18 protein-coding genes and 2 pseudogenes are annotated in these 15,058 nt (G+C 38.5%); 5 read left to right on the top strand and 15 right to left on the bottom strand.

The features are described from left to right. Window positions 1–7: 7 nt before the first annotated feature. Entirely contained in the window at window positions 8–949 is a 942-nt protein-coding gene (locus tag G4O42_RS02775) for a cation diffusion facilitator family transporter (RefSeq protein WP_032873049.1), read from the bottom strand. Window positions 950–1,141: 192 nt separating this feature from the next. On the opposite strand from G4O42_RS02775, the pseudogene G4O42_RS19875 reads away from it, so the two are divergent. Further along, a pseudogene (locus tag G4O42_RS19875) lies at window positions 1,142–1,549 on the top strand (VOC family protein). 106 nt (window positions 1,550–1,655) lie between these two features. Here the strand turns inward: G4O42_RS19875 and G4O42_RS02765 are convergent. The 5 genes from G4O42_RS02765 to G4O42_RS02745 all read right to left on the bottom strand — a co-directional run bounded on the left by G4O42_RS02765 (window position 1,656) and on the right by G4O42_RS02745 (window position 5,177). Then, complete coding sequence (locus G4O42_RS02765; protein ID WP_032873047.1) at window positions 1,656–3,002, bottom strand: FAD-binding oxidoreductase; 1,347 nt, start codon at window positions 3,000–3,002, stop codon at window positions 1,656–1,658. 399 nt (window positions 3,003–3,401) lie between these two features. Next, on the bottom strand, window positions 3,402–3,701 hold the full coding sequence (locus G4O42_RS02760) for a hypothetical protein (protein WP_032873045.1): 300 nt from the start codon (window positions 3,699–3,701) through the stop codon (window positions 3,402–3,404). Between the two features lie 250 nt (window positions 3,702–3,951). After that, window positions 3,952–4,137, bottom strand: coding sequence for a hypothetical protein (locus G4O42_RS02755; RefSeq protein WP_017419203.1), 186 nt, complete (start codon window positions 4,135–4,137; stop codon window positions 3,952–3,954). Between the two features lie 162 nt (window positions 4,138–4,299). Continuing rightward, the gene (locus tag G4O42_RS02750) at window positions 4,300–4,665 is read right to left on the bottom strand and encodes a cupin domain-containing protein (protein WP_017419204.1); all 366 of its coding nucleotides are present in this window, start codon (window positions 4,663–4,665) and stop codon (window positions 4,300–4,302) included. Between the two features lie 35 nt (window positions 4,666–4,700). Continuing rightward, a complete protein-coding gene (locus tag G4O42_RS02745; protein WP_007609648.1) occupies window positions 4,701–5,177 on the bottom strand; it encodes a DinB family protein in 477 nt (158 codons plus the stop codon). Window positions 5,178–5,367: 190 nt separating this feature from the next. Here G4O42_RS02745 and cotR point away from each other — a divergent pair, with 190 nt between their 5' ends. The 3 genes from cotR (at window position 5,368) to G4O42_RS02730 (ending at window position 7,563) form a co-directional block, all read left to right on the top strand. Continuing rightward, window positions 5,368–6,333, top strand: a complete 966-nt coding sequence (gene cotR, locus G4O42_RS02740; protein ID WP_032873043.1) for a sporulation hydrolase CotR — start codon at window positions 5,368–5,370, stop codon at window positions 6,331–6,333. Between the two features lie 356 nt (window positions 6,334–6,689). Next, on the top strand, window positions 6,690–7,007 hold the full coding sequence (locus G4O42_RS02735) for a PadR family transcriptional regulator (RefSeq protein ID WP_012116900.1): 318 nt from the start codon (window positions 6,690–6,692) through the stop codon (window positions 7,005–7,007). Then, window positions 6,994–7,563 (top strand): DUF2812 domain-containing protein, encoded by a 570-nt coding sequence (locus tag G4O42_RS02730; protein ID WP_032873041.1) that lies wholly within the window; start codon window positions 6,994–6,996, stop codon window positions 7,561–7,563. Before G4O42_RS02735 ends, G4O42_RS02730 begins: the two co-directional genes overlap by 14 nt. A gap of 104 nt (window positions 7,564–7,667) precedes the next feature. Here the strand turns inward: G4O42_RS02730 and G4O42_RS02725 are convergent, their stop codons facing one another. The 8 genes and pseudogenes from G4O42_RS02725 to G4O42_RS02690 all read right to left on the bottom strand — a co-directional run bounded on the left by G4O42_RS02725 (window position 7,668) and on the right by G4O42_RS02690 (window position 12,918). Next, window positions 7,668–8,348, bottom strand: a complete 681-nt coding sequence (locus G4O42_RS02725) for an aspartate/glutamate racemase family protein (protein ID WP_032873039.1) — start codon at window positions 8,346–8,348, stop codon at window positions 7,668–7,670. A 390-nt stretch (window positions 8,349–8,738) separates the two neighbouring features. Further along, window positions 8,739–9,515: a sulfite exporter TauE/SafE family protein gene (locus G4O42_RS02720; RefSeq protein WP_029974195.1), complete on the bottom strand. Its 777-nt coding sequence runs from the start codon at window positions 9,513–9,515 to the stop codon at window positions 8,739–8,741. Window positions 9,516–9,574: 59 nt separating this feature from the next. Next, window positions 9,575–9,802: a sulfurtransferase TusA family protein gene (locus tag G4O42_RS02715; protein WP_003156135.1), complete on the bottom strand. Its 228-nt coding sequence runs from the start codon at window positions 9,800–9,802 to the stop codon at window positions 9,575–9,577. A 33-nt stretch (window positions 9,803–9,835) separates the two neighbouring features. After that, a pseudogene (locus tag G4O42_RS02710) lies at window positions 9,836–11,000 on the bottom strand (MBL fold metallo-hydrolase). Further along, a complete protein-coding gene (locus tag G4O42_RS02705; protein ID WP_032873034.1) occupies window positions 10,966–11,535 on the bottom strand; it encodes a sulfurtransferase TusA family protein in 570 nt (189 codons plus the stop codon). The pseudogene G4O42_RS02710 and the gene G4O42_RS02705 overlap by 35 nt, the downstream one beginning before the upstream one ends. Window positions 11,536–11,600: 65 nt before the next feature. Further along, complete coding sequence (locus G4O42_RS02700; RefSeq protein WP_014416982.1) at window positions 11,601–11,969, bottom strand: rhodanese-like domain-containing protein; 369 nt, start codon at window positions 11,967–11,969, stop codon at window positions 11,601–11,603. A gap of 44 nt (window positions 11,970–12,013) precedes the next feature. Continuing rightward, window positions 12,014–12,496, bottom strand: coding sequence for a DsrE/DsrF/DrsH-like family protein (locus tag G4O42_RS02695; protein WP_032873032.1), 483 nt, complete (start codon window positions 12,494–12,496; stop codon window positions 12,014–12,016). Between the two features lie 161 nt (window positions 12,497–12,657). Further along, window positions 12,658–12,918 (bottom strand): metal-sensitive transcriptional regulator, encoded by a 261-nt coding sequence (locus tag G4O42_RS02690; protein WP_014416981.1) that lies wholly within the window; start codon window positions 12,916–12,918, stop codon window positions 12,658–12,660. Between the two features lie 488 nt (window positions 12,919–13,406). On the opposite strand from G4O42_RS02690, the gene G4O42_RS02685 reads away from it, so the two are divergent. Then, on the top strand, window positions 13,407–13,868 hold the full coding sequence (locus tag G4O42_RS02685) for a CarD family transcriptional regulator (protein ID WP_032873030.1): 462 nt from the start codon (window positions 13,407–13,409) through the stop codon (window positions 13,866–13,868). A 632-nt stretch (window positions 13,869–14,500) separates the two neighbouring features. Here G4O42_RS02685 and cspC read toward each other — a convergent pair. Further along, window positions 14,501–14,704, bottom strand: a complete 204-nt coding sequence (cspC, locus tag G4O42_RS02680) for a cold shock protein CspC (RefSeq protein ID WP_003156143.1) — start codon at window positions 14,702–14,704, stop codon at window positions 14,501–14,503. Window positions 14,705–15,058: the final 354 nt, after the last annotated feature.

The raw sequence follows: 15,058 nt of genomic DNA, 5'->3' as shown, positions 1-15,058 counted from the left end.
TCCCCTATTAATGATGATGATGGTCATGCGGATTCTCAGTTTGAGCCTGACAAAGAATCGTATTGTCGTGATTATGCGCTGCTGTTTCCATTTGAATGGTTACATGTGTAATGCCTTTATCTCCAAGTTCATGTTCAATTTTGCGTAAAATACTTTCGCTTTCTGAAATGGTCAGTTGATCGTTAACAACAGCGTGGCAGGAAAGAGCATTCAATCCGCTTGTGATAGACCATATGTGCAAATCATGAATGCTTTGAATTCCTTCTGTCTCTTCAATTGTATGAATGATGTCAGTGACATCGATATTTTCCGGAGTTCCTTCCATTAATACGTGAATGGAGTCTTTCGTCACATGGTAACCGCTTCTCAGAACAAGAATAGCCACAATGACACTGGCCGCTGGATCTGCCCAGCTCCACCCGAAGAAGATGATAAGGATCGCAGCCAGTATGGCACCTACAGATCCGAGCATGTCACTTATCACATGTAAGTAAGCCCCTCTTATGTTCAGGTTATTCTTTGTATCTCCGCCGTTCAGCATAATCCAAGCGACCAATATATTTACAGCTAACCCGATGATACTAATCGTCAGCATTCCGGTTGTTGCTACCTCCGGCGGATGAGAGAAACGTTTGATTGCTTCATAAATGATATAAAGGGAAATCAATATTAATGCAACACCGTTTATCACAGCTGCAAGAATCTCAAATCGTTTGTAGCCGAATGTCTTATGATGACTTGCCTTTTTTTCGGCCAATTTAAAAGCAATCAGAGCAACCATTAATGAGATTGAATCACTCAGCATATGGCCTGCATCTGATAAAAGCGCTAAACTATTGGTTAAAAATCCGCCTATCGCTTCTATTATCATATAACCTGTAATCACGATAAAAGAGATCAATAAAACCTTCTTATTAGATCTGCCAGCGTGTTTGTGATTATGACCCATAAAAATCTCCTCCTTATCTCATACACTGCATTTATTATTTCTTTTCTGTTATGAAGCATTCTAACATGGACACAAAAATAACCATATATGATTATATGCTCATATATGAATATATAGGTTCTTTACTGAAATGTCAAAATATTTTTGATGAAAATGTCCAATACTTTATATTGCTCTTAATCAATGATTGGTATGAAGCCGCGGATTACAGTAATTACTTTAGGCGCAGACACTTTAGAAAAATCGCTGCACTTCTATCAGGATGGCTTGGGTCTGCCTACAGAAGGAATAGCCTGTACAGAATTTGAACATGGCGCACAGCTGCTTTTTTTGACTTGCAAACGGGACTTGCCCTTTGGGACCGCAAAAACATCGCACATGAATCAAACGTTACGTTAACTGCTCCCAGTACTGCGGAATTTACATGAGGACATAACGTCATCAGTAAAGCTGAAGGCGATAAAGTCATAACAGGCAGGAGCAACGATAACTGATCCCGCTCATGATACTTTTTGAGGCGGATATGCCGGTCACTTCCAAGACCCCGATGGACACTTATGGGAAATCGTTTGGAATCCGCACTGGGGTATAAGTGAATAACCACATTTCAGAAATGAAAGCAACAATAAAAACACACCTGAATGTTCTGGTGTGTTCCAACAGAATGCAAACGCAGCATTTTATTTTGTTTCCCAAAACGATCAAACTATTTATACGATGGCGGGATGCTTTGCGGAAAACGGAATACATTTTCGGGATCGTATTTCGCCTTTATTCTTTGAAGCCTTGCAAAGTTTGAGCCATAATATGCTTTCCCGAAGTTCTCGATATTTTGATCCGGAACATTCACATATGAACCTGTTACATATGGTTTCATCAGCTGACGCACTCTTTCAACTGATGCAAGATTCGAAGCTTCTTGTGATTTATTTTTCCAACTGGCCGTCCATTCCGTATAAAACAATGGCCGGCGCCAATAGAAGGCTGTTTCACTGCTTGGAACTCTGCTTATCGCGCCGCCCCAATTGATAAAAAAGAAATTGGTTTCTGTCCCGGTCGCTTTTTCTAAAAATTGTCTCATTACTGCAATAGGTTCTTCCGGCCAAAGATTGAGCGCCCACGCCGAGGAGAATTTAACACTCTGATCCGATCTGCCGGGAATCGGTTCGTCAGGATCTAAGAAATCTATACAATCCGGGTAGTATAGTGTTTTGATTACTGTTTGTGCCGGCGTTCCGGCATTTAATAAAGGTTTTAATAATTGAACCAGCTCTGGTTTTGAACCGAGGAACAATCCTTCCACATGGCACAAGCCATTTACTTTGCTGTAAATCTCAAGGTAGCATCCTAATCGTTCGTCTGTAAACGGCGCCCATTTTTGCCACGCTTTAAATACCGTTTCTAACTGTTCCCACGGCCATATAATATTAAAGACGGTTGCGGTTTTAGGGGCACGGTGAACTTTGAACGTATATTGGGTGTTATATCCGAAATTGCCTCCCCCGCCGCCTCTGGAAGCCCACAGTAAATCTTCATTGCGGGATTGATTTGCTTGAATAATCCTGCCTTTGGCATCTACCATTTTCAATGCGAGAAGGTTATCGCTTATCAGGCCGATCGATCGGGAAAGCACTCCAAATCCGCCTCCCATTGTGATTCCTCCGATTCCGACGGTTGGACTGTCTCCGAACGGGGCCATAAAACCTTCCCGAGCTAAACCTTTTACAAGCGGGCCGACGTGAATGCCGGTTTGAACGGTTGCTACCGCGTTTTTTTCATCTAAGAAAACTTTATTCATGTCACTCACATCAATAACAATCCCATCACTTACCGTGGAAAGATTTTTATCCAGAGCATGGCGGCCGCTTCTGACACGCATAGGCACATTCTTCTCACGAGCCCATTTAATAGCATTACTTACATCGTATGAATTTTGTGCAAAAACAAAGACAAGCGGACAGACATCAACATAAGGGTTCCAATTCTTAACCGCCTGTGTATAGCCGGGGTCCCCTTTGAAGATGACGCGTCCCGTTAACTGTGCTGATCCCATCTATTTCACTCCCAATAAGCATTTGATTCCGATACCAGTATATGTAGGAATTGGACAAATTCTTAGACAGATGTTCTGCAAACTTATAAATAGACACATATACGCGAAGATGATTTGAAAACAAAAAAAGACAAGAGCGGCAAGCTGCCGAAACTCTTGTCTCTCCTGCCTTTTTTATCATGATAGGCACTTACATTTATTGACGTGATATCCCGACCAAACTATGGAAGTCCATAGAAAATTATGTTTGCCCTGCCATGCGTGGTTCTGCTGAGACACCGGCTGAGCAATCTTTCTGCTTGATCCCCCGACAAGAATCTTATTCTTTATCGTTTTTGCACCCCTGTACGGATAACATCAATACACATTGAATCTTATCTTTTACATGATGAAAAGCTCTTATTTTTTCTTCTTGTGCTTACGTTTGCAATCCTGTTTTTTCTCTTTCTTATGACGTTTTTTACATTTCGCTTTTGCTGCTAATTTTGCCGCTTCTACCTTTGCTTCTGCTGCTCTGGCTCTTGCTTCTTCCGCTCTTGCTATTGCCTCTTCCGCTCTGGCTCTCGCTTCTGCTTCTCTTGCTGCTTCCGCTCTTGCTTCATCGTCCGCCATATCAAAATCATGGCCAAGGTCACAGGCTTCGTTGTATGGCTTTTTCTTCTGAACGTACTGTTGATCTTCACCTTCGTTATAATACATTACGCCACTCCTTCTCTCATTTTTCAATCTTTACATACTATGTAAATAAATAACTGCAGCTTGGACTGGTATTTTGATGAACCGGCACATTTTAGGGCAATTTCCATTTATCGATGCAACAGATTCTGGATGCTTGATGAAACTTGAATGCTTTTTGACGATTATTATAAGCAGCGTAAAAGGGAGACTACGAAAAAGGATGCTGCGCGCTGCAGCATCCTTCTGTACCAACTTTTTGTGTTTTTGACTTTTAGTTTGCTTGCTGTGTTTGTTTTACTGGTTCTTTGCTAAAAAGTCCGACAATGTTCCACAAGATAATTGCAGCAGCTATGATCAAACGAGCCGTACTGACTTCTTGGTTAGTAAACAATTTATAGCCATATATTGATCCCAATGCTGCTATGCAAAAAATATTGAACCATTTACTCCAACGCAATTAGAAAACTCCTTATAAAATGATTACATTTCCAAACAATGTATTATAATATTAACAAAATTTTTCAATATTTAACCTTAAATCATTCTTAATTGGTTTTCCTGATCATTTTCTCTAATCGTCATTCAATCTTTCGGAGTTTTGATCGTTTTTTGTTACAGGCTAGACCCAGACATCATTTTCAGCTGTTTGATCAGTTATTTCCTGCCCGGTATTCACAACACCTTTAGGTTCTGCAAGCAAAATGTGACACTCTGATTCTGCATAAGGTTTATGTTCAACATTTTTCGGAATGACAAACATTTCACCTTCATTTAATTTTACTTCTCCATCACGAAATTCAATGATTAAATTACCCTTAATGACAATGAAGACTTCATCTGTTTCGTCATGCTTATGCCAAACAAAATCCCCTTGTACCTTAACAAGTTTAAATTGATAATCATTCATTTCAGCGATTACTTTTGGAGACCATTGATCTTGGAACGCAGCTAATTTCTCTTGGAAATTAATCGGTTTATATTCCATTCTTTCCCCTTCCCGTGTAAAACACAATCATTTAACTAGTCCCAAATTAAAGGCCTGTCCACTTCAGCAGTTCTGAGATAGTCTAAAAGCTGACCGGTATGTACGGACTCATGGTAAGCGATTCTTAATAACATGTCTCCTAGTTCGCGAATATATCCAACATCAGACCTGTCAATCTTTATATTTGTTAAATCTGTTTCGTTTAACGATTTGATGAATGTCAAAAACTCGGCCCGATACGGTTTTGCAAATTCTAATTCTTCGGTTACTGTGGTAAACGTTTTTGATTCATATGGGTTTTTAGATTCCTCTGAAGACTCATTCATTTGTTTTAGTAAAATGTGATGATAAAGAAATTCCGCTTCTAATACATGTCTTATCATTTCCTTACACGACATTGCTTCGGAATCCGGGCGCCAGTCCATTTTTTCCTCAGGTATAGCTGTCCATAACTTGATGCTTCGCCGTCTTACTTCTTCAAAATTTAAAATAATAAGGTCAATCGTATTCAAGTGTTTTCCCCCTTTTATTTTTAAATAATTCTCCTTCTTCCCGGAAAAAACCTCTTTAAATAAAAAACGTATTCTTTCCCGACTCGCTGGATTGGTAATTTAAGATAAGAAGATATTCATTCATCCATACAATAGACTCTGGCTGAACATATACTGAATGATAGTTTTCATCAGAAAGGAGAAATCAGCTTTGGCAAAATATCGGATCATGACCTTTGACGGGGGCGGTACCTTAGGTGCTTTAAGTTTACAACTATTGAACAGACTGGCTGAAGAAAATCCAGCATTAATAAGCCGAACCCATGTATTTGCGGGAAACTCAATCGGTTCATTTACTGCCCTTGCATTAGCAAGCGGAAGATCTCCGAAGGAAACACTTCAGTATTTTGAGGATGAAATCCTGCCCGCATTCAGCACTTCCCGGCCGGGCGGACCTGTTTTCAATCAGCAATTACCATACTCCGGTTTTATTAAAGCGGTACGAAACTTTTTCCCGCCAGGCCTTCGTCTTAAAGATGTAAGAAAACGAATTGTTGTCCCTTCATTCAAATTATACTCCCCCGCACTGGATCGTTGGACGCCCGTATTATTTCACAACTTTCCCGGCTCTCCCTATTTAAATGAGAAAGTGAGTGATGTCATACTGCGGAGCAGCGGTGCCCCCGCGACGCAGCGAGCCTATCAAAACTACGTGGACGGATATGTAGTGGCAACGAACCCCAGTACGGCCAGTATCGCGTTTGCGGTTGGTAAAGCCAACGTGCCATTGGATCAAATTGCGGCGCTATCCATCGGTACAGGTGAAGCCCCGACTCGGTTAAGAAGAGATACGAGAGGGTGGGGAATGGTAAGTGCGGATAACATACGTCCCGAAAACCTGAAGAACCTTCCTCCAAATTGGGGAGTTCTTTTGGACAGGTCGCCTAATGAACCTTTACTGCCATTTCTTCAGATGATCGCCGGCGGAAATGGCTACTATGAATCTATGGTCAGCGCGAACCTTCTGGGAGACCGCTTTTTCCGGTTAGATCCGCGGATTCCTAACTTCTCCAAAACAGACCCTTCCGTGGTTCCCGCTGTCATTGAAATTGCGAACAAAACCAACTTACAGCCTGCGAATACATTTATAGAGAAAAACTGGAACGACAGCCACTAAGGAAATTCACATCTTAAAACAATGAACAAAAAATACCAAGGGACTCAAAACCCTTGGTATTTTTAATGCGGCTGAGAGGGTTTGGACCTTCACGGGTTAATTATACGCTGGGCATTTGATAAAGTGAAAGCTTATTACCGCCCGGCATTTCAAGCACTGAAGTTAAGCATTACACCCAACAATCGGGCCATTTAATTGAATAGGACTACTCAGAAGCCGCTTCCCATTACGTAAGAAAAGCGACTTTTTAGATTTGATTTTCAAGTTCCTTTGACAAATTTTGAAAAGACCATTGACTATTCAGTTGGACTGTATTAAGTTTAACTATATAGTCAGACTGAATAGAGGATGAGGATATGAAACATAAATTATTACCGCTGTCTGAAACCATGCATTATATTTTATTAGCTTTGCGGGAGCCGCTTCATGGCTATGCCGCCATGCAGAAGATCGAAAAGATGAGTAACGGAACTGTTATTTTAGCAGCCGGCACATTATACGGCGCGATTGAAAACTTGAATAAGCATGGCTGGATTGAACCTGTTGGAGAGTCGGGCCGGAGAAAAGTTTATATGATAACTGCGGAAGGAAGCGCCATTTTGAAAATGGAACAAAACAGGTTACTGCATATTTTATCCCTGTACGAAGGAAGTGAATCGAATGAAGACATTTAAGATGTTTTTTGATATTGAAAAAGAGGAGCAATGGCTGAACGAGCAATTGCAAAAAGGCTATCGCTGTACAAATATCAGCGGATTAGGAATATACACTTTCGAAAAAACCGACAAGAGATATGTGATGAGACTGGATTATCATGATTATTTATCAAAGAAAAAGTTCAAAGACTACAGAGAGATCTATGAAGACTTCGGCTGGAGTTATATAAACAGCCCATGGCTTAGCGGAACTCGATATTGGCAGAAAGAAGATGATGGTCAAAATGAAATCTTCTCGGATCGCCAATCAAAGAGTAGTTATTATAAAAGACTAATGAGTTATTCATCTTGTTTTGGTTTACTTTGCTTATTTTATTCTTATTTGATTTACAAGGATTCAGGTTTGTATTTAGCTGAAGGTCTGTGGAGTATGGAAGGCGCAATGTTTTGGAAAGCATTTTTATTTGAAACTCCATTTGCCCTTTTAAGGTCGCTTCCCGCTCTTATGGCTGTTGTCTTCGGCATCAGTTACTATAAAGCGTATCGAAAATATTCAATGTTAAAGGAACAATAACGCGGGGAAGTTACATTCAAGAAGTAATCGAGGATTATATATCTGCCGAAGCCGGGCGCTTTAACGGAAAAAAGCGCCCTGAATTTGCTGATAAATCAGACGGCTTATTTTGTTAATGATACATACTTATTTACAATGGCTTGAGCGAGACAAGCTGATGAATCAACAATGTTGAGTTCGCTGCTTTTTTGATCCGTGACCATATTTAAATCCGTACATGCAATGATAACAGTATCAACCTTTTCTGCTAAGTCACGGTGTAATTCATCATATAATGTACCAGCCTCATTGATTTGACCTTGTTTAATCTTTTCTATTATGTGATCGACATAGATTTGCCAACTATCTTGATGTAAAAAATCATAACCTTCTCTGTTTAACGCTTCTTGAAATATTCCAGATTGAACCGTAGGAACGGTGGCTAAAAGAGCTGCTTTTTTTGAACCTTTAGATATTTTTTTTATGGTTTCATCAACCATGTTTAGTAAAGGGACTGAAAGCGATTTTTTTATTTGATTAAAATAGATATGTGCGGTATTACATGGGATGGCAATAAAATCAACACCCGTTTTTTCAAGCTTTACAGCTCCCTCAATAATTGCCTTTTCCATGTCCGTATGATTGAGAGGTTTATTCATATAGAAAGGAGTCGGACAAGAATAAATCATCATATGAGGGAAATCCATGTCATGTATTGCTCCATATATTTTTTGGCACTCGTCTACTACCTTATCTACAAATGGCCCAGTAGATTTTGCCCCCATTCCTGCCAGTATTCCAATCATAATTGTCCTCCTCTGTAAAAATGTGTACGAATACGATCACGATGAGTTATTCTTGTGTTTCTCATCTGAATCTGCTCTCATTTCATTTTGGCTGTCTTCTCCTATTTTATCATTTCATTAATCGAAAAAGGGTCTTTAAAAAAGATAGCTGGCAAACCAGACGACTTGCTATAAGTAACGGGGCAGCTGTAAACAAAAAATACCAAAAGTGTCAGAACCCTTGGTATCATTGTGATGCGGCTGAGAGGTCTTGAACCTCCAGAGGTTATTCACCCGCTGGGCCCTCAATAAAGTGAAACTGTGCTTTCTATTACAAAACCTTTATATATTAGTGTTTGTTTATAAGGAGTGATGAATCTTTTAATCTTTCATTTTACCCGCTGACTCATATCAAAGGAGCTCTAACCAAATTTTAATAGCTGTCGCACTTATTAATAGCGCTAAAATCCATTGCAGGAATTTTGTATTTACTTTTTGCCCAACTGATGCGCCAATAGGAGAAGCAATTAAACTGACAATCATAAGAACCAGAGCCGGTGCAAAAAGAACCTGGCCCGTGATTACTTTTCCAACTGTTGCGCCAATAGATGAAAGAAATGTAATCGCAAGAGATGAAGCGACTGTGATTCTAACAGGGATATTTAAAATCGATAACATAATGGGGACTAGGATAAAAGCGCCGCCAGCTCCTAAAATACCTGATACGCCACCAATGATAAACGCTAGGGACGAAGCCAACCATTTATTAAATATCACTTCTTCGTCTTCGCTATGTTCTTGTCCTTTTTTAGGTATAAACATTAAAACAACTGCTAGTATAGCCAGAATTCCGTAGATAAAGTTAATTCCTTTTTCAGATATATAATGAGAAAAGTAACTCCCCAATACACTCCCTAAAAGGATGCTGCTTCCCATGTACATAATTAACGCTTTATTTAAAAAACCACTTTTACGATAAGCCCAAACACCGCCAAGTGTCGCAAAGAAAACTTGAATAGCCCCTATCCCTGAAACTTCATGGGCAGTTAATGACATCACTCCCACTAAAGAAGGAATGTATAATAGCATTGGATAATTAATAACTGATCCGCCAATACCCATCATTCCGGAAATAAAGGCACCAATAAACCCTATAATGAAAAGAGTTGTGATAAAGGCAATATCCATTTTAGTTCCTCCTTTCAAAGAAAAAGGGCATCTTTGTATTCGATACCCTTTCACATTCATTAGCCTTTTTTAATCCAGAATTTCAATACATCGCCTTCATCAGTTTGCTCTAAAAGGTCATGCCCGCCTGATTTAGACCAAGCTGCAAGATCATTTTTAGCTCCCTTATCTGTTGCATGCACTTCTAATATTTGACCTGATTCCAGTTCATTCATCGCTTTCTTTGTTCTGACGATTGGCATTGGGCATGCCAGGCCTTTTGCGTCTAATACTTTATCTGATTTCATGTTCATCTCTCCTCTTTTTAATAGAAACTTGTGTTACCGTATTGCACAGCGGTTTGGACCAATCTCCATTTCACGCTGTTTTTCTTCATCCGGGCTGATTTTCCCCATGTTTGTTTTCCGAATCTCTTGGTATGCATTTGGCTGCGGAGGCAAATGATCTGTTACTAGGTGTCTAAATTCTCTTTCATCCGCAATGTTCAAACCATGGTTCTCGCTAAATAATGTACTTAGTTTTTTACCAACACTTCCATCATCATTTAGCTCGTCAATGATCATAAAGTGTGCCGGTAATACAATTAAATCCTGTGATAACGCGTTGTAACGGCTATAAAGCGTTGTTCTTAAATCTTCCGCCCAATCTTCTGCCATACCGGCTAAGTCTGGTCTTCCGATTGAATCAATAAACAAGATATCACCTGAAAGAAGATACTGATCATCGACAATGAAAGAAGTGGAACCAATCGTGTGCCCCGGTGAATAAATCGGTTGAATGCCAATCTTTGTGTTTCCAATGACAATATCGTTGCCTTCTTCCAGCGGCTGATAATCAAATACCGCTTCTTCTGCATCCTTCGGTGGTAACCAGTAGGTTGCTTTTGTTTTTTCAGCTATGACTCTGCCGCCTGAAATATGGTCTGCGTGAAGATGTGTATCAAATACGTGAGTAATCTCCGCACCCTTCTCTTTCGCAAAGTCTATAAAAATATCCGCCATACGTGTCGCATCAATAATCGCTGCTTCACCATTGGAGATGACCATGTATGACAGGCAGCCTTTACCGATTCGAACAAACTGATACATCTCACCGCCATCTTTTAAATCCCCGACTTTTACCGGCTCTAAATGTTCGCTCCATGCTTTCATTCCGCCCTTAAGATAGGATACAGAATGACCTGCTTCAGAAAGCATTTCGGATACCATGACAGATGAACCTTCTTTTGCACAAACGACCAGCACTTCTTTATCAGAAGGAATTTTCTCCAAGATATCTTCTACGCCATCTAAAAGATCGAAATACGGTACATTTAAATGGTCAAAATAATGTCCTTCAATCTTCCAATCGCTAAAATCATTTTCATTACGCACATCCAAAATAAATAAAGATTCTTTGTGAAAGATTTTTTGTGTGACTTCTTTTGCGGTAAGTGCTTGCACGGTCATGTTTACATACCTCCTTTTTCTGTTTTGCCTGTCCAATCCCGCATACCGGGAATAACATTAATAACCTTTTTAAAACCTTGTTTTTTCATGGTGTGAGCTGCCATTTCACTTCTTCTTCCTGAATGGCAAATAATATAAATTTCATCATTTTTGTTTAATGCGTTAGAGCGCTTTTCCACTTCGCCAAGAGGGATATGCACCGCTCCGGGGATATGGGCTTCTTCATACTCCTCGATCTCTCGTACATCTAAAATGTGAAGAGACTCATCACGATCCACTTTCTGTGTGAAAGCTTCTAATGAAATCTCAGGAATTGAAGATGCATTTTCTGATGAATGCTCTCCTCCTTTTCGAAGAAAGTGACGAAGGACTTCTCCCTCTGTTTCAGTACCTAGATATTCATGGCCTGAGCTTTTTGCCCATGCTTGCAGATCTGTCGCCGATCCTTTATCTGTTGCTTGAATTTCTAATATGTCACCAGCTTTTAATTCTTTTATTTTCTTCTTTGTTTTTACGATAGGCATTGGGCATGACAAGCCTTTAGCGTCTAATACAATATTTGCTTTCACGATTTTTTCCTCCTTTTCTTATATAGGGGTGGGGGTATATAAATATGCAAAAAGTTACTCTCTGGATGTTAATACCATGTATTCATACCACCTTTTATATTTGTGATATTTTTAAACCCTTGTTTCTTCAATATTTTACTTGCCTTTATACTTCTCATTCCGCTTTGGCAGATCACAAAGACGTCTTTGTCTTTCGAAAGCTGATGAGTTTGACGAGGCAAGATAGACAAAGGAATATTTTTGAACCCTTTAATATGCCTTGTGCGGAACTCATAAGGTGTTCGTACATCTATAAACTGTTTGTCTTTATTTTTCAGCTCTGACTTTAAATCAGCAGTTGTTATTTGTTTAACACCATGCAATGGGAAAAAACGTCGAAATACGATCCAAAGTAAAAATAAAATGAGTAAAGTATTGAACATTACTCCGCTATTCATAGTGTTATAACCCCCTTCACTTATTCAATTTGCAATGGATAACATTAGATAAATAAGTTGACATTGCCTTCTTCAGCATCTGCCAAATAAGCAGCTACACCAGCATAGTCGATATCATCTAATAGTTCTTTTTCCTGTAAACCAAGAAGATCCATTGTCATCGTACAAGCTACGAGCTTTACACCTTGTTCTTGAGCCATCTCAATCAACTGAGGCAACGTAAGTGCATTATGCTTTTTCATCACATTTTTAATCATTTTAGGGCCTATACCTGCAAAGTTCATTTTAGATAAACCCAACTTATTAGCACCGCGAGGCATTATCTTTCCAAACATTTTTTCAAGAAATCCTTTTTTCACTGGAATCAGCTCTTCTTTACGTAAAGCGTTTAATCCCCAAAACGTATGGAAGATCGTCACTTCATGATCGTAGGCAGCTGCACCATTTGCAATAATATAGGCTGCCATTGCTTTGTCATATTCGCCGCTAAATAAAACAATTGTTGTGCGTTTTGTTTGTTTTGTCATGTTTATTCTCCTGACTAAATCACTATTACCCCTGGGGGTATATTAGAATTAAAATTTTTTTCGAAAGATCTCCTATTATTCAATCCAAAATACCGGTAGGGGTATATTATAATAAATAAAAAAATTCGTCAACCTTAAAGATGATAGGTTGATGAATTTTTTTATCGGCTCTTTACCAATAATTCGACCGCTTCTTTTACTAAGTGTTGTGTGTCTTCTCCCTTTTCTAAACTTTCACGAACACAATGTTCAAGGTTTGTGCTCACAATCAAACCCATTGCTCGATCGATCGCATTACGTGAAGCAGCTAATTGGGTCACAACCTCTCTGCAATCTTTTCCTTGTTCCATCATGGTCAATACACCTTTTATCTGTCCTTCTATCCGGCGTAAGCGATTTTTAATCTTTTGATCATATTCCATGCGTTGAACTCCTTCTTTGAAATTTATATATTTGCATGTTATCAACTATCACTTCATACTCTGCTTTATCACACTACATTATTAACTAGATAATGTTTGTGAATCAATATTATACCCTTACAGGTATACTGTCAATTTTCAAGACGGCATGAGAATGATTATAAAGAGTTAATATTAGTATCCCCTGTTTTACGTTAAACCCAAAAGATTAATCACAATTGATGTCAAGGCATGAACTCCTAAAGGAGATTTAATAACTCATTTTCAACGAAAAACTGATCTCTGTTAATTAGTCGAGATTCCAAGATATACACGGACCAATTGACCTTTCCTTTTTTAGGAATCCCACAGGTTCCCTCTTATTTTGATGTTGTTTTTTAAAAAAAGTTATTGACACCAATAAATGACCATGTTATCATTAAAAATTTGATATCTCACTCCATATATGGTAACCTTAAGTTAAGTTCCCATATATGGAGGTGGATTATATGTTTCAAATTGGCGATAACATTGTTTATCCAATGCACGGAGCAGGTACAATTGAAGCCATAGAAGAAAAACAATTCTTAGAGGAAAAACAACAGTATTATGTCATAAGAATGTCAATCAGTAATATGACAGTTATGATTCCAACGCGTAAAATATTGAGTTCAAGTATACGGCCAGTTACTGATATACGTGCATTAAAACACATTATACACATTTTTCAGCATGGTGAATCAGATAGGTTACTGCCATGGAAGCAAAGGTATGTAGTAAACACGAACAAAATAAAAACGGGTGAAATACAAGAAGGCGCTGAAGTTGTACGTGATTTAATGCGAATGAAGAAAGAAAAAGCACTTAATTCAAGCGAAAAAAAAATGTTGGATAATGCATATGAATTTTTGATTAGTGAACTGGAAGTCATTAAAGGAATCACTGAAAAACAAATAAAAAGTTTCTGCTAAGGTTAATTTTAAATAATGTTTTGCATTCCAAAAAGCATTCGAAAGTTTTCTGAATATTACGATTAGACGTTCAACTTCTCCAACTTACTTTTAAAACATTAACCGCTTTTATTACTCCTACAATCTAATCTGTTTTATTTTTTTCTTCAACGAACACTTGAATTCTCGATGAAATAGTCACTTGATTTTTGTAATCCTGATTCACACTGGCACGGACAAGGAGCCGTAAGGATGGAAGAGAGGCAGGGCTTTCATTGTTTTAGGTCTAAGTGATTATTTCCAGAAGAAAAAACAACCACTCCCCTCTTTATCTTTAAAAATTTCTTACATCTGCTTCCACAGTGAATAGCAGTTGTTTATCTTCTTTTCATAAAAGAGATATGCGAATTGTAACAAAGAATAACATACAGTTATCTTGAGAACATAAAAACAAATCATTTATATATATTCCACATATCGTCAATCCGGTATGTTATACTGTAAACAATCCTTTGAGGTTTTAAACCTTTTTCTTACCTTGTAGCAACTGTCCCTACTCGAACGTTGAGTAGGGTTTTTTTATTCAGTATGATACAGAGAACATAAAAAAACAGGCCCTATATAAAGAGCCTGTTTGTATAAACGATTGAAGATTAAGCAGTTTTTTGAACGTTAGCAGCTTGAGCTCCACGAGCACCTTGCTCAACGTCAAACGTTACTTTTTGACCTTCGTCTAAAGATTTGAATCCGTCACTTTGGATTGCAGAAAAGTGTACGAATACATCGTCTCCATTTTCACGTTCGATAAATCCAAAACCTTTTTCTGCATTAAACCATTTAACTGTACCTTGTTCCATTTTTGTTGCCTCCTAGTGTGTTACACATTGTATTACTATCCTTGCCCAAAGTATCATCAAGACGAAAAGTCGATATTCATACTATCCTTTACACGAACAAAAATAATTCTCCTTTATCATATCACGAAACGGAAATAACTGCAAATTAATAATGTGTTCATTCATGTTTTATTTGTTAAACCTGTCGATACCAGTGCAAAATAAGATGCCTATTAATAGCTATGGTTTGAAAACACCGTGAAAATGAATCACGAGTGCCTTCAAACCCAGTACTTCATATTGATTGTTAAAGGTTTCTTTAAAAAGCTCAGCTGTTTCTTGTTCAAGCACAAAATATTCTTGGCTGTTCACTGG

This window comes from Bacillus sp. LUNF1 (assembly GCF_011008975.1).
GTDB lineage: Bacteria > Bacillota > Bacilli > Bacillales > Bacillaceae > Bacillus > Bacillus velezensis.
Note: the sequence above shows the minus strand (reverse complement) of the source record. Positions and strands in the feature narration are given on the sequence as shown.